Raw genomic sequence first — 13,558 nt, forward strand, 5'->3', positions numbered from 1 at the left:
GCCGGTGCCGGATGGTGCTGTGGCGCCGGAGGTCCCGCAAAAGCCTTTGTCAACGAGCACGACGCGCGCGCCCTCGCCGGCAGCGCTGATTCCCGCCCAGGTGCCGGCCGGGCCGCCGCCGAGCACCAGCACATCTGCATCCAGCTCGACGCCGTCCGCTATGCGTGCATCGACGCGAGGCGCGTTGTCGCTCATTTCATGTCTCCGCTGCAAATCGAGATGCGCCCGCAAGGCGTCAGAAGCTGTCGTCAATGTTTGCCCACAACATTCGCTCTGGCAATTTCAGATATTGCTCCAAGCGGAGGACAAACACGCCGCAATGGCGCGGGGTGAAGAAAGAACTATCGCTTCCTTGAGAGACCAACGTCGCAATCTGCGATTGCGTGCGGTCTTCGTCAGCAAGAACAAGAATTTCATTTCGGCGAATGAACGTTATCGAAAACGATCGAGATGTTGCCGCCATCATTGAGAGGCGAAAAGCCGACCTTCAGCCAGTCGCGCGGCTGTTCGATTGCATCGAGCTTGTCCTACGTAATCGTCCAGTCCTTGGCGAATAGATTGTCAATGCAGGTTGGCCTAACGCGTCCGTTTCGTCAGTACCAGCTAAAGGCATGTGTGTGAACGGACGTCTAAGCGGTGTTTTCTGGTACGAGCCTTTCGCTTCTTCCACCAGATATACAGTCCCGTGTAAGCGCTGATGGCGAGAGCTATGCCGATGATCGCGACGAAGATGCGATAGGGCAGGCCGAAGACTTTTGCCATATGTAACGACTGCAGCCAGCGGCTCACCGTGTCGCCCGAATATTCGCCGGTGGGAATGCGCGTGCCGAGCAGGGCGCCGCTGCGAGCATCAATGAACACGCCGGTCTGGCCGCGATCGTTCTGCACGTCGCGCGAGGTGTTGGCGTAGTAGATGAATGCATCCAAGCCGCGATTGTAGAACAACTGGCTGCGAAAATTGACAGTGAAGCCTTCCTTTGCGGCCACCTCGTCCATGGCCCGCGCGGCGATGCGATAAGCCTCCTGCCACGCGAGCATCGGCTTGCTCACATCGGCCTTGCGGCGCTCCGGCGCCTTCCTGAATTCGAGGAAGGTGGACATTACAGGCGTATAGACCTCTTGCCGCAGATTGAGCATCACACTCGACCAGGCAAACAGGAACAGCACGCCCCATAGCCACAGGCCGGAGGCGCGATGAATGTCGTAATGCAGACGATAAGTGCTGGCATTGCGCTTGATCAGCCAGGCCGGCAGCCAGCGCCGCCAGAATGGCGAAATGCGCGGAAATGTCGACACGATGCCGACCAGGCAATTCACCGTCCACACCAGCGCGACGATGCCGAACAACCATTCGCCGTAAGGCTTCGGTAGCGCCAGCGCATAATGGAGGCGGTAGATGAAGCCGATCAGGGTGGAGCGGTCGAACGGCGTCGCGCCGTATTTGCGGATGCCGAGCAGGCGTCCGTCATACGGATCGAAAAACGCCTGATCTGCATCGGCCAGCTTCGGATCGCTGCGCGTGAGGTTGAAGCGGACCGAACGATCGGCCTCGCGCAGAAACGGAAAACCGAAGATCTGATAGCCCGGCAGCGCCGCGATCGCCCGCGTATGCAGCTCGAACGGATCCAGCATGGCAGCGGGTTGCCCCTGCGCATCGATGCGCGGCTGCACCACATACTGCTCTGGGTTGACGAGAGCCTCGAGCTCCTTTTCGAAGGCAAGAAGGCTCCCGGTCAAGCCAGCAATGATGAGAAACACCGCCGTGAATAGGCCCGTCCATTTGTGGATGAAGATCGAGAACGGGATCATACGCGTCATGCCTGCGGCCGCACGCGGGACGAGCCATGAAGCGGTCCGGTCCTGCGTGTGTCGTTCGTCATACCTGTCACGTTCCTCGCAGTTGCTGCTCTAGAAACGGAACGTGGTCGAGGCAAGGTAGGTGCGCGGCGCGCCGAGATAGATCTGTCTATCCGCCGAGCTGGTCATCCAGAAAGCGTTGTTGGCGACATTCTCCACAGCTAGGCGCAACGTGATCGGCTTGCCGTTCCAGGGCGATGCGAAGGTGTAGCGCGCACCGAGATCGAACCGCGTCCAGTTCGGGATCAGGAACCGGTTCGCGGCGTCCGCATAGGCATCGCCGAAGTGAATGGCGCGGCCGGTCAGCGTGAGGCCATTGACGAATGGGGTATCCCATTCGGTGCCGAGGCTGACCTGCACGTCGGGAATGCCGACCGCGCGCTTGCCGTCATTGGTGCCGTTCTGGGTCTTCACCTGACGGGCATCCATGAAGGAGGCGCCGCCGAGCAGGCGCCAGCCGGGCGTCAGTTCGCCGAACGTATTGATCTCGACGCCGCGATTGCGGTTTTCGCCGTCGATCGAATAGATCGGCAGCAGCGGCGGATTCGGAATGCTGATCTGAGCCGGCTGCGAGATGTCATAGGCGGCAACCGTGGTGGTGAAGCGGCCCCAATCCACCTTTACGCCCATTTCGTGCTGCACGGATTTGTAGGGTGGGAACACCTGCCCCGAATTCTGGAACGTGGTGTCCACGATCGTGCCCATTTGCAGGCCTTCGATATAGTTTGCGTAGACCGACACATTCTCGAGCGGCTTGATGATTAGCGTGTAGGCCGGCGACCAGGCGGCCGAATCGTAGCCCGACGTGGCGGCGCCGGTGACCGCACTGAAGGCTTCGGACGCGACCTCCTGCCGGCGGATGCCCATGGTGAACTGGATGCGCTTGTTCCACACCGACATGGTGTCCGCGATGCCATAGCTGTTCAGAGAACTGGTATTGGCCTTGACCACCTCCTGCAGCGAAATCGCCTGGAAGGGCGAGGGCTGCGGATTATAGATATTGGACGTGACCAGCGTGCCATTGGTGCGCGAACTGGCGATTTGGTTGCTCCACAGCGTGGTGTTGAAATTGATCTCGTGAAGCACCGGACCGGTCTCGACCGTGGCGCGGAAGCCGGCTTGTTCCGTGTGGTTGTGGCGATCCTGCCGGTTGACGAAGGGCGTCGCCGTGGTGTCGCCGCGGGCATTAATAATGGTCGGATTCGAGATGACCGGCGTGATCGCATTGTCGAAGAAGCCACCGCCGCCATAGATCGTCAGCCAGTCGGTAACATCGACTTCCGCCTGGAACAGCGCCGCCGTGTTTGCTCCCTTGATGCCAGTCCAGGCCGGATTCCAGAAATTGGTCGGCGAGGGTGCGGCCGGCACGCCGGGGAGCGACGTCGCGAGCGTATTGCGCGCGCCGAGGCCGCTGCCGCTGAACTCGTTGTAGAGAATGTCGGCGGAGACGCGCACGCGCTCGCCGCGATAATCCAGCGCCAGCGCGTGGGACTCATCCCGCAGGCTCTGATTGTCCACCTCGGTCTTGCCGTCGCGATAGCTGCCGTTGTAGCGAATGCCGTATTCCTTGTGCTCCCCATAGCGCTGACCGACATCGAGATGCACACCGCCCTGGCCGCGCGATGCGAAAGAGCTGGTGAGTTCGGCGATCGGCTCGTTGCGCGCGCGCTTCATCACGAGATTGATGGCGCCGCTGACGGAGTCGTCCGGCGACTGGCCGTTGAGCAGGCCGTTGAGGCCCTTGATGACCTCGACGCGTTCGACAGCATCGAGGACGTTGAAGTTGTTGTTGCCGATCAGGCCGAAATAGCCGTTGAAGCCGACGCTGGAGTTGCCAAGCAAGAAACCGCGGATCACCGGCTGCTCGCGACCGATATTGCGCGGCAGCGCCGAGCCGACTGCGGGGTCGCTGACCAAAACATCAGCCAGCGTGCGGGCCTGCGTGTTCTCGACGAAATCCCGCGTGTAGTTGGTCTGGTTGAACGGCGTATCCAGCACGCCGCGATTGCCGAGCAGGCCGAGCTGACCGCCGCTCGCCACCTGACCGCCGGCATAAGAGGGCGTCAGCGCGCCGACAGTGCCGCGTCCCGGCACGATGTAAGGCACGGGAGCAGCCGCCTGCAACGGTGTTGCGGCACGGCGGGGCACAGCACGATTGGCAGCTGCACGGCGCGATGGCGTGACGCGGCGCGTGCTATGACGCGACGGAGAATCAACCGTGACGGCCGGGAGCACGGTGGACTGGGCAAGAGCCGGGCTCGCCAGATCAATCGACAATGCGAGATAACTCACCGCGCCGAGGCAGACGGTCCGAGCCAGATTATTCACGTTCACGTTCAGGCACCCCAAGTCATCGCCAGCTTCTGCGGCGTTTCCAGAGTGCGGTCTAACGTATTGGAACTCTCGTCATAGAAGGTGGAACGTAGAAGCAGTCTAAACCTTCGATTGGGTTTCCGTTTGTTGCTGCCATGACACGCCGAAACCCGCGTCGGTTGCAGGAAGTCGCGTGGTTTGATGTGTTCTTTGAACCTCTAAAAAGTCGCAGCGCCAATCGTCGCACCGGCTCAGTTCTTGCCGGGCATTTTCGCGGAATGCTCACGCGCAGATTTTTCCTGTCTGGAGAAAATGCGTACTGCGTACCAGCAACCATGACCTTCACGGACTTGGCCTGTAAGCCGTTGGTATTTGGGCGAAGCAGGTGGCAGCGCTAGTATTGACCGGAGTCGATCTGTCTTCCTGACTGGTCGGGAGGACATCCCAGCGCCATGATCGATGCCTTCGCTGGAAATACAGCGGGAAGGGGCGAATTCAGTACGCTGCGCGTCGATCCGCCCCATTTTCGTTCCTTGCGTTTGTCGAAGATTGCGTGAGGTTGTCGAGGCAGTGGGACTACCTCTTATACGCCCGTATCATCGGAAACGGATTTGTTCGAAGCCACTTCCCCGCATGGCGCGCGCGATGTCTATTGGTCGTGAACGTTCAGCCACAACTGAATTGCGCGAGCGGCGCGCATCCACTCGCTGGAGGTTTGGGGGACGCTTCGACCGTGCTGATATCCGGCTAGGTCGCGGATCGCAGTCAAAGCTGCTCGTTCAGCCTCGGCGATCGCGGCAGACGTGTTCGTGGTGACCTGCTCGGTGGACAGGCCGTTCAGCAAAATGCGGGCTTCTTGCTCGGTGCTGATCGCGGCGACCTTCAAGATCGATCGGCAGTAGCGGGCCTTAATGAGGCTTCGTTCGTCGCCCGTTTGGGCGCTCTGTCGGTCAAACTCGATCGTATTGGTCAAAATGCCGCCTTGGTCGATGAGACCATAGAACAGGCAGTTGCCAGCTTAGTTCCTGCTCACAAAGGCAGATCAAACCGATTTCAGGCTGTACCGGGAACGAAGCTGTTTTTGGATGCGCGCCACGGTGGTCGCAAGTTCAGGGTGCCGCCGGCAGTCGGCAGCGTTAGTCAGCGCCGTCCAATTATTACCTCCGGGGACAATAGCGATCGTGGCGCTGGGCACGGCCGTTCCTGCAAGCTTCTCGTGAAAGAGCCAGATCAACTCGTCGGCGGGAATTGGCTTCTTAGGCATGATGGTCTGGGTCTGAGCGCGTCGTTGCGAAATCAAGCCTAGCCCGGCCCATGCTCTGCTCAAGTCGATATGTTTTGCAGGTGATACAAATGAGTGCACCGTCCGTATCTAAATATCATGCAGCCCTGAAGACTGTGATCAAACGCGCAATCATCGTTTTGGATGCGCTCGGCACTCCGAGATGAGATTTCAGAACGAGGGACAGGTCTGAAACAGGGCGATCAGATGATGCTGCACAGGCCTGGGTATATTCACTGCCAAACTAACCTTGAGCGAAGAACTGCGCCCGCCCCGGATATGTCCTCGGCGGGCGTTGTCGTTAATGAGCCAGTGAACTCTCTCTGAAATCTGGCGTTAATGGATGTTGGAGGCCCTTTATGTTTCGCATTTTGTATCTCAGCACCGCAAATCAGCAGTTTTCATCCCAGGAGCTTACTGACTTGCTACAGAAGGCAAGGGCGCGGAATGAGGCGGTTCAAGTAACAGGCATGCTTATCCATTCGGACGGCGACTTTCTTCAGGTGCTTGAGGGCGAGCCGGAGAATGTTATCGGGGTTTACGATCGTATCAGCGTCGACCCGCGGCATCGAGACATCAGCGTACTGCAGCGGGGGCTTGGATATGGAGACCGGCTCTTTCCGAACTGGACAATGGGCTTCAAGCGCGTGCCGGATCAGACGTTAATTGACGAGGCGATTGGCGTTAATGGCCGGGTCAAAATGCGATATCTGGATGCAATGTCGGCGTTGGATTTCCTGCTGGCGTGCAGCCGAAGTCAAACGTAGTAATCCGCACTGGCGACTCACAGATTGAAAGCCCTTTATCTCCAAGCTCGCACGCGCATGGCTGTTGCAGGCGCGGCGTAGCCGAACTGCTCCCGTGTCTTAGTCTTAGGCGCAGATTACCCGAACGCCATGGCGAGCAAACTTCCGAAGAGCAGGAATATCCCGGCTGCGGTGACGGCAAGGTATCGCTCAGGAACGTCGTCTCGATCAGTACGCATGACACACCTGTCGGTTCGGCCCCGACCGATAGTGCGGACGAATTGATTAAAGCTTTCGGAATCGTCGAAGCCTCGGTCAAAGCGAGCCCGATCTCTTACTCGACGAGCGCAATGCACTCGCAGGCGACGCGAGGCGTAAATATCCGGGGACAGGAACGCCCCCGCCAATCTCAAGGCCACCACGCCAAATGAAGCTACCATCGCCATCCGCAGCGACGCCGGCCCCGGTGCCACCAACACACCCAACGATGTCCGCGCCGGGAACGTCTTCTCCAACCGGGTCCGTGCGGCGGCCCCCATTGCACTGGCGTGATGAGGTCAGCTCGCTTTTCAGTTGCTCCCACGAAAGGTGCGACAGGCATCGCCTCTGCAATATCAATGAAGCGAATACCTGCGGCGCCCACTGCGGTGAGCGCGATCGCATTGCTCGCTAAACGAAGGAATGACCGGCGGTCAGGGGTTTCAGTCATCCATACCTCCTCAGCGTAGGCGATCGACTGTAGCGTCAGATTAGAAAACCTTTCCATCGTCCGGCATCGGTTAAAACCCTAGCTTCGTCGCCGTTCACCACAAGGCCGAATGCCGTTTCAGGACACCTACGCTGGCGATTGAAACGGGATGGGACGCCATTTGTTGCTCTGTTGCAGCTAGGTGGATGTAGCTATTTGCCATGCTGGCGAGGCGCTCTCGGATTGCAGGATCCGTTTCAATTGATGCTCTTTCGTTCAGTTCACCGGCCTGCTTCAGCAGTTCGTTAGGGTCGAGCATGAGCTTCTCCGTCCTCCGTTGTCTAAACCAAGGATCAAACGGCGAATGACTTCATGGCGTTCCATGAATTGTGCATGACCGCCGCAGCGCAACGGAGGCTCGGCGGCCTTGGAGGTGAGGGATAGGAGAGCCGCCGAGCCCGGCCGACAGCCACTGCGAGAACCGCCGACCACGAAAAAAGTGGCAATACCAAGATTCGTTCCGCGCCATGCCTCGCAAATGAAACGGCCCGACGCTCAACCGAATCCATGAGCGCCGGGCCTGCCTAGGGCGATGTGGAATCAATCCTCAGCCCGGAATTCCTGCATCATAACCAAAGGAAACTCAATGATCCGCCTGTTCTCGGCGTGCGTTTTGCTGTGCGTATTTTTCATGTCACCGGCATCTGCCCAGAACTGTCTCGACGAGGTGGTATCGATCAACGTCAGGATGGAACAGAGCACGGAGCGTGAGACACTGCGGAGGCGATCTTCGCTACATCTTGGCCATCACCGAGGGGTTGCCTTCATCGTCCTTGACGATTGCGTTGACAATGGTTGGGATGATGTCATCGACCCGATCAACCACGAGAGGTCGCATGAGGCTCGCGGTGTGGATGAACCCCGCGCTGCCGACGTGGTCGAGCATGGCGATCATCGGGTTCCAGAACCCCTTCACGTTGGCGAAGACCATCGGCTTCCGGTGCTGGCCAAGCTGGCTCCACGTCATGATCTCGACGATTTCTTCAATGGTGCCGATGCCGCCCGGTAGTGCCACGAAGGCGTCTGACCGCTCGAACATCTGGTGCTTGCGCTCGTGCATCGTTTCGGTGACCGTCACGTCAGTGAACATGGTCAACGCAGCCTTGGTGGTCTCACGACCGACGAGGAAGCTCGGGATGATCCCACCTCTCCACCATTCTCCAACACGCCGCGCGAGACCGCGCCCATGATGCCTGTGGTGCCACCGCCGTAGATCAACTTCATTCCCGCCGCAGCGAGCGCCGCGCCCAGCTGCTCCCCAGCTTCCGCGTAGGCGAGATCGTTGCCGGGTGATGACCCGCAGTAGACACAAACTGATTTGATGTTGCTCATTACCGCATAAGAACCAGTCTCGATCCGTCAAGTCCAGCGGGAAGATGGCATCGAGCGGGATTTGCGTGGTCGTTCGAATCTTCCGATTCCTTTAGAGTGCCTCGTATGAGGCTTGTGCTCGTCACCAGCTCAATGTGCTGGATTGCCTCGCTCCAGCGCCGCCCCATGTGATGCGGCACCCTCCGCGTCGTCTCCACATTGCTGACTTCAGAACGGCTCGCGTCGCAGATGCAAGTAGCGAGGATTGAACTCGCCACATTTCGCCAGATTCGCCCAATTTTTGATTGTGAGAGATCCGCTCTTGAAGTCAGCAAGGTCGCTGTCTCGAAGGTTCGCCAATGCGCGGTTCACCGTAGCTAGTGATAGCCCAAGCGCCTCTCCAAGTTGATTGAGACCTATCGGCAGAACACAGGTATCCCCGCGAGCCAGGCCGGAAGCCCGCGATCGGTAGAAAAGCTCGCAGAAGAGATGAGCCATGCGGGCAGGGGCGGATCGCGCGCTATTGTTCGTGATCGCCTCACGGAAGATGGCGGCGTCGATCAGGGTTTCACGCCAGATTGCAGCGCCAACCTTTGGTCTACTATCGAATAACTTCATCAAGTCCCGATGCGGGACCGAGGCGACGACGGCCTTGCCGATCGCGCAGACGGCATGATCCATCGCCTCGATGAAAAGACACTGTGAATCCGGCATGTCGCCAGCGAGATGAAAGGATAAATACTGGCGCGCGCCATTCGGCAGGAGATGATAGCGAGCCAGCATCCCTTCGACGACGATGGCGGACACCTTGGGTCGATCGCCCTGTCGAATGAAGTCCTCATGACTATCCAATTCGCGGACAGAGCACGGCAGCCGGCGGATCTCCAAAAGGTCCTCTTGGCTCAGGTGCGAGTGCTCTTTCAGTTTTTTTATAAGGACGACTAGAGGGTCGATTGTAGCCTCCTACGCGGCTGAACCTGTTCGGCTGCGCTCAGCATCCTAGTCATCTTGACGGTGGCTTTAACTCGCTCGAAAGCCAACCCTTGCTGCGCTCCATCGGATCGACCTCGCACTTTGAGCATCTGAACTCCGAATCTCGCTTTTCAAATGACGTCATCTTGCGATTGCACTTCGGGCATTTCGGCGCTGTAGACCCAATAACTGTCATTGGGTTTGCTCGCGAGCGCTGATCTCGCGCCGAACTTCTCGAACACTTGCGAAATGCAGGCCAAGTTCATGAGCACGCTTTTTGACGGAAGCCATTGGTCGCTTCATAGCCGCACATGCTCGTAGAAGCGAAGCCCCCTCTGCATGCAACTGTTTGAGCTTCTCCAAGTCCGCATCTTGCCATGCGCGGGTTATCAGCTGACGCTCATTCACGTCGGTTCCTCCAACGGTTCCTCGGGATGGAACCACAAGCCAGGAGGTGACGTCGTATCATTTGAGACGAATTGCCGAGAGTGGATCTCAATGTTTTTGCGGTGCACCTTCGCCGTTTTGCCACCCGGATCCTTGCACCCGTCGCGTCGTCTCCACGTTGCTGGCAAATCGCGCCTGGTGCCTTCCATGGTCAGACTTCTGCATGTGATCGGTGGTGTCCTCGACCGAGGCTCACCGCACAAGTTGAGGCAGCAGAAGCTTGCGATCGAAGATTGACGTCTTTGGGAACTAGGTAGTGCGCGTCGGGCCTGACCGGCTTGTCGATACCGGAGGGTGTTGTCTGGTGCTCGAACAGCAACGTTAGGGAACATTTTCGCTTAAAGGCCCGGCGGGTAGGTCGCTCTACCGCCGGGCCGACCGAAGCGAGGCTTCTGGGGTCAAGATTCGGTCGCTGTCATCCTGCGTTAACTCCGACCGCAAATCCATCAGCCGTTTGAGGCAACTCGCTCAATCCTGTTCTCGAAAAGTGAACGTGGAACAACTTTGGAGCGAAGTGCCGTCGCCAACATCTTGCAGACGCACATCGGTTCGCCTTTGACGGTAGTGCACCTGCATGTGTCGCCGTATGCAAATTTTATCAATCTATCGATGTCCTGATCTGCAATCGCTGTTTCGATCTGATCGTCATAAGTCAAAAACGTGCTCCTCGCGGTATGATCAATCCGGATACGGCACGGGCGCAAGAAAGTTTCAGTTCTTTTCTGGATCGGGCATGCTCTGCTTGCGCGGCAGATCAGTTTTCGGCGAAGCCTCGCCATCGAGCCAGTCTTCTTCTTTGGCCAATGCGAGCCATGCCGCTTCCATGCGCTTGAACCGATTCCTGGCAGGCTCGTTGTCGGCTGCAGCAGCCATCTCGGCGCAGTTGTGTGCGTTCGCGCGGTAAGTGTCGGACTGTTTCATCCCGAAAGCCTACGCCGTCCGGAGGGCGTGCGATAGCACCGCGCTGCAGCTAGAACCACTTCCCCGGCTTGCGGCATAATTTCCGCATGAAACCAACCGAGTCGTTCAAGAAGCAAGCTGAGAAAGCCGAGGCCGTTGCTCATCGCTTGGAAGACACCGAGCATGCTGAGCGGATGCACGACCTGGCTGAAGCATTCCGCGCGCAAGCCGAGGCTCTGAAAGCTGAAAAGAAAAAAAGGAAGGTGAGGAAGTAGCTCCCCTTCACCGCAGACCGCAAAGGCTAGTCAAGCTTCTCAGAGACGATCACGCCAGTCTTCGGATCTGCGTGAAAGTCCATCTTTTGACCATTCTTGATGCCGTTACCTTCCCATCGGCCATCATCAGCCTCGAGCTTGGTAACCTGCGAGTAGCCGGACTGCAGGACCTTCGCCTTTACTTGCTCCATTGGCATCCAATCCGGTCCAGGCTGATCAGCTCGCGCCATAGTCGATGCGCCCATTAGCAAGACTCCACAGAGAATAACTGCAGCAAGCCTGTTCATCGCAGCCTCCCTTGTTCTGTGTGAGCCAAATTAGAATACCGGAAAATCGTCCTTCGGTAGAAAGGCTTCACTGGATCTTCCGATTTCCGGCCTCCGTCAGTTTGACCTGGTCGTCCACGATTTCGACGAGGCCCATCTCTAGGAGTTCGCTGAGTTGGTCTTCCGTGATCGGGGACAGCTTCAGCCGGCCGCCACCGATATCGCGGAGCGTCCAGTTGAGCTCGAAATCGTCTCTCCAGTATTTCATCTGATGGGGCCGTCGCCGGCAGAGGTTGAAAAATTAAAAGCCCGCCGGATCGTCCACGGGGGCTTTCACTATCTAATGCCGAAAACCAACGTAGAGACCAATCATGGTAATGGCCGATACCAAGATGAAGCAAAAAAGCCCCCACGCAATAATAGTGGCTTCATCTGGGGTATTCCGATTCGTCTTCTGAAGAACGTTCAATGGTCTCTCCCTGTAATCTCTGTCATCGGCGCTCGCATCTTGAGGCGAACTTGTGCAAAGCGTAGCGACGGTAGATCGCAGGGTCCAGAATGAATTGATGGTGCGCTGCAGCGTGGCGCGTAATCAATGGGCTGCCAAGGTCGGTAGGCGCCGCAAGCGCCGCAAGCACCGCAAGCACCGCAAGCCCCATTGAAGGAACCAAAACACCGAACGCGCGATATAGGGGAAAACAAGGGAGGTCGTCATGTTGATGGAAGATGGAATTGGCGGACGGCCACTCGCCGGCGCACCGCGATTGGTCGCACAGACGGTCGACAAGCGAACAATTCTCGAGATGGAGATAGCCCTTACCAAAGCCTGCGAGGTCTTGCCGCGCGAGTTGGACAGCCACAAGAACCGCTGTTTCGTCGCCAAGAAAATACTGAAGCGCGTGAATGCGGGTGAGCGCACGTTCGGTGGCATGGTGTCTGCGGGTATGGCGGCAGTAGAGGCGCTACGGCGCAAGCAAGAGCAGGTTTGACGGCGTTTCCTGAATAATCGTTCAGGAAATTTATCCTTAGACCACGGAACGGACCGTACCGTCGCGCATTCAATCTCCGCTCATTCAAAGGAGAAGATAATGCGCAAGGTTCTTTTGGCTCTCGCTGCCTTCGCTACCATCGGCATAGCTGTTCCTGCCGCTACTTCACAGGCTGATGCTCAGACCGTAGTGGTGCGGCACGGCGGCGGCCATCACGGCGGCTACCATCGCGGGCATCGTGCCAACAAGGTTGTTATTGTGAAGCGCGGTCATGGTCACATGCATCGCGGAATGCACCACGGCCACCGCTGAGCTCATTGCTCTTTAATCAAAAGGCTCCCTCACGGGGGCCTTTTTCGTTGGGCGCTATAAAGGGCAACTGAACAGCGGCCATCGCGTTTTGGAAAGAAGAGCGCAGTGCAGCTCCTCATCGGAACTTGAGTTCCAGCGGTCTGTTGGGCTGGCGTGATAAGCCGCCCCAGCTCACCGGGGCCACTGGAGGAAATTTTCCATGGCCAAAAAGCCGCGCTGGCCAAATCTGTCGTCAACGTCGAAGCAGAGCAAGATCTCTAAGGCTAAATTTCCGGCTCCGTCACTGGAGGCGGACTACGTAAGTCCTCCCACCCGTCGAAGAAACCTTTAGCGCAACAGTGGCTTATGTTTTCGCTGAAATGGAGAGCGAAAATGCGCCAAGGTACGTCGTTTCGGTTGATGGCATCCGATGCAGCGAGACAAGCAAAAGAAGCTACGGACCAAGCTGAAGCTCTCCGGCTTTTACAGATGGCACACTACTGGATCTCAGCTGCAGCCAACGAGGACTGGCTGAATGCCAACTCTATCCATCATCCGGTGAGATCACCTGGCTCCGACTGAGAACTGAGAAACTTCGGAACGATCGGAAGTAGCGGGACTTGACTTCGACAGCTGTCGCACATGGCGGCGGTGAACGGGTGGCTGTGGCCATCAGAAAGCTCGCCATGAACATCCCGGCCGTCGACCGCGCCATCGATATTTATGGCGCCCTCTCAGGACATTCGGAAGCACCTGGCGTCCGCGCCCAGCTTTCCCAGCATCTTGACCAACTGCACAGTGAGGGGGAGACCGATCATCACCGCCTTACGGTGCATGGCCTCTCGTTCCTTCGGCAGAACGATCTTCAGCGCAACAGCTAGGCGCGCTGCATAGCTCGCTGCTTCTGCAATGATTTACGGAGCGTCGCTTTCGCAGAGTGAGCACGCTCCTTGTCGCTCGCCGATTTCTTGATAGGACGAAATGGGCCGGTCTTCGAATTTCCGGCCATCGGCATTGCCGGCATCATCTGCGAGCAGGATTCCGACTGGGAAGGTTGAAGCCCCATAGGGGCCGATGTCCGCGTGCGCTTGGGCATACTTCTCAACCCGCCACTCAACCCAAAGTTCATTCGTGCAGATCAAGCGGCAAAGAGACACCTCG

The 13,558-nt window shown here is 58.0% G+C and carries 15 protein-coding genes and 1 pseudogene; 4 read left to right on the plus strand and 12 right to left on the minus strand.

Annotation, left to right across the window (positions count from 1 at the left end; all coding sequences use genetic code 11):
- The 5 genes from HP556_RS02780 to HP556_RS02800 form a co-directional block, all read right to left on the minus strand.
- Window positions 1-195: FAD-dependent oxidoreductase (locus HP556_RS02780; protein ID WP_175365836.1), on the minus strand; the 195-nt coding region annotated here is incomplete at its 3' end.
- Between the two features lie 408 nt (window positions 196-603).
- Window positions 604-1,818: a PepSY-associated TM helix domain-containing protein gene (locus HP556_RS02785; protein ID WP_175365837.1), complete on the minus strand. Its 1,215-nt coding sequence runs from the start codon at window positions 1,816-1,818 to the stop codon at window positions 604-606.
- 90 nt (window positions 1,819-1,908) lie between these two features.
- Window positions 1,909-4,191: a TonB-dependent receptor gene (locus HP556_RS02790; protein ID WP_338117523.1), complete on the minus strand. Its 2,283-nt coding sequence runs from the start codon at window positions 4,189-4,191 to the stop codon at window positions 1,909-1,911.
- A gap of 628 nt (window positions 4,192-4,819) precedes the next feature.
- Window positions 4,820-5,143, minus strand: coding sequence for a hypothetical protein (locus tag HP556_RS02795; RefSeq protein ID WP_089268289.1), 324 nt, complete (start codon window positions 5,141-5,143; stop codon window positions 4,820-4,822).
- 69 nt (window positions 5,144-5,212) lie between these two features.
- A complete protein-coding gene (locus HP556_RS02800; RefSeq protein ID WP_089268288.1) occupies window positions 5,213-5,434 on the minus strand; it encodes a hypothetical protein in 222 nt (73 codons plus the stop codon).
- 377 nt (window positions 5,435-5,811) lie between these two features.
- Here HP556_RS02800 and HP556_RS02805 point away from each other — a divergent pair, with 377 nt between their 5' ends.
- A complete protein-coding gene (locus HP556_RS02805) occupies window positions 5,812-6,219 on the plus strand; it encodes a BLUF domain-containing protein (protein ID WP_089268287.1) in 408 nt (135 codons plus the stop codon).
- A gap of 782 nt (window positions 6,220-7,001) precedes the next feature.
- On the opposite strand, the gene HP556_RS02810 is transcribed toward HP556_RS02805, so the two are convergent.
- The 4 genes and pseudogenes from HP556_RS02810 to HP556_RS02825 form a co-directional block, all read right to left on the minus strand.
- The gene (locus tag HP556_RS02810; RefSeq protein ID WP_141137220.1) at window positions 7,002-7,205 is read right to left on the minus strand and encodes a hypothetical protein; all 204 of its coding nucleotides are present in this window, start codon (window positions 7,203-7,205) and stop codon (window positions 7,002-7,004) included.
- 474 nt (window positions 7,206-7,679) lie between these two features.
- Window positions 7,680-8,278 (minus strand): annotated as a pseudogene (locus HP556_RS02815) (LOG family protein).
- Between the two features lie 207 nt (window positions 8,279-8,485).
- Window positions 8,486-9,211 (minus strand): Crp/Fnr family transcriptional regulator, encoded by a 726-nt coding sequence (locus HP556_RS02820; RefSeq protein ID WP_089268285.1) that lies wholly within the window; start codon window positions 9,209-9,211, stop codon window positions 8,486-8,488.
- Between the two features lie 1,176 nt (window positions 9,212-10,387).
- On the minus strand, window positions 10,388-10,597 hold the full coding sequence (locus HP556_RS02825) for a hypothetical protein (protein ID WP_175365838.1): 210 nt from the start codon (window positions 10,595-10,597) through the stop codon (window positions 10,388-10,390).
- An 86-nt stretch (window positions 10,598-10,683) separates the two neighbouring features.
- On the opposite strand from HP556_RS02825, the gene HP556_RS02830 reads away from it, so the two are divergent.
- Window positions 10,684-10,851, plus strand: coding sequence for a hypothetical protein (locus tag HP556_RS02830; RefSeq protein ID WP_175365839.1), 168 nt, complete (start codon window positions 10,684-10,686; stop codon window positions 10,849-10,851).
- A 26-nt stretch (window positions 10,852-10,877) separates the two neighbouring features.
- On the opposite strand, the gene HP556_RS02835 is transcribed toward HP556_RS02830, so the two are convergent.
- Together HP556_RS02835 and HP556_RS02840 are read right to left on the minus strand one after the other, a co-directional pair.
- A complete protein-coding gene (locus tag HP556_RS02835; protein ID WP_175365840.1) occupies window positions 10,878-11,138 on the minus strand; it encodes a PepSY domain-containing protein in 261 nt (86 codons plus the stop codon).
- A gap of 67 nt (window positions 11,139-11,205) precedes the next feature.
- Complete coding sequence (locus HP556_RS02840) at window positions 11,206-11,385, minus strand: hypothetical protein (protein WP_093760758.1); 180 nt, start codon at window positions 11,383-11,385, stop codon at window positions 11,206-11,208.
- Window positions 11,386-11,830: 445 nt separating this feature from the next.
- On the opposite strand from HP556_RS02840, the gene HP556_RS02845 reads away from it, so the two are divergent.
- Window positions 11,831-12,106, plus strand: coding sequence for a hypothetical protein (locus tag HP556_RS02845; RefSeq protein WP_139285936.1), 276 nt, complete (start codon window positions 11,831-11,833; stop codon window positions 12,104-12,106).
- A 165-nt stretch (window positions 12,107-12,271) separates the two neighbouring features.
- Here the strand turns inward: HP556_RS02845 and HP556_RS02850 are convergent, their stop codons facing one another.
- Window positions 12,272-12,424: a hypothetical protein gene (locus HP556_RS02850; RefSeq protein WP_170849795.1), complete on the minus strand. Its 153-nt coding sequence runs from the start codon at window positions 12,422-12,424 to the stop codon at window positions 12,272-12,274.
- 593 nt (window positions 12,425-13,017) lie between these two features.
- Here HP556_RS02850 and HP556_RS02855 point away from each other — a divergent pair.
- Window positions 13,018-13,278 carry a hypothetical protein gene (locus HP556_RS02855; protein WP_175365841.1) on the plus strand — a complete coding sequence of 87 codons (261 nt, stop codon included), beginning with the start codon at window positions 13,018-13,020 and terminating at the stop codon, window positions 13,276-13,278.
- The last annotated feature ends 280 nt before the right edge of the window (window positions 13,279-13,558 follow it).

Origin of the sequence: Tardiphaga robiniae, assembly GCF_013359755.1 — a bacterium.
GTDB classification, from domain to species: Bacteria; Pseudomonadota; Alphaproteobacteria; order Rhizobiales; family Xanthobacteraceae; genus Tardiphaga; species Tardiphaga robiniae.

Bases quoted from the DNA above. Each gene is read 5' to 3' on its own strand.
- HP556_RS02825 (WP_175365838.1), bottom strand. From the start codon at position 10,597: ATGAAACAGTCCGACACTTACCGCGCGAACGCACACAACTGCGCCGAG.
- HP556_RS02805 (WP_089268287.1), top strand. From the start codon at position 5,812: ATGTTTCGCATTTTGTATCTCAGCACCGCAAATCAGCAGTTTTCATCC.
- HP556_RS02835 (WP_175365840.1), bottom strand. From the start codon at position 11,138: ATGAACAGGCTTGCTGCAGTTATTCTCTGTGGAGTCTTGCTAATGGGC.
- HP556_RS02810 (WP_141137220.1), bottom strand. From the start codon at position 7,205: ATGCTCGACCCTAACGAACTGCTGAAGCAGGCCGGTGAACTGAACGAA.
- HP556_RS02850 (WP_170849795.1), bottom strand. From the start codon at position 12,424: ATGAGCTCAGCGGTGGCCGTGGTGCATTCCGCGATGCATGTGACCATG.
- HP556_RS02830 (WP_175365839.1), top strand. From the start codon at position 10,684: ATGAAACCAACCGAGTCGTTCAAGAAGCAAGCTGAGAAAGCCGAGGCC.
- HP556_RS02800 (WP_089268288.1), bottom strand. From the start codon at position 5,434: ATGCCTAAGAAGCCAATTCCCGCCGACGAGTTGATCTGGCTCTTTCAC.
- HP556_RS02840 (WP_093760758.1), bottom strand. From the start codon at position 11,385: ATGAAATACTGGAGAGACGATTTCGAGCTCAACTGGACGCTCCGCGAT.
- HP556_RS02785 (WP_175365837.1), bottom strand. From the start codon at position 1,818: ATGACGCGTATGATCCCGTTCTCGATCTTCATCCACAAATGGACGGGC.
- HP556_RS02845 (WP_139285936.1), top strand. From the start codon at position 11,831: ATGTTGATGGAAGATGGAATTGGCGGACGGCCACTCGCCGGCGCACCG.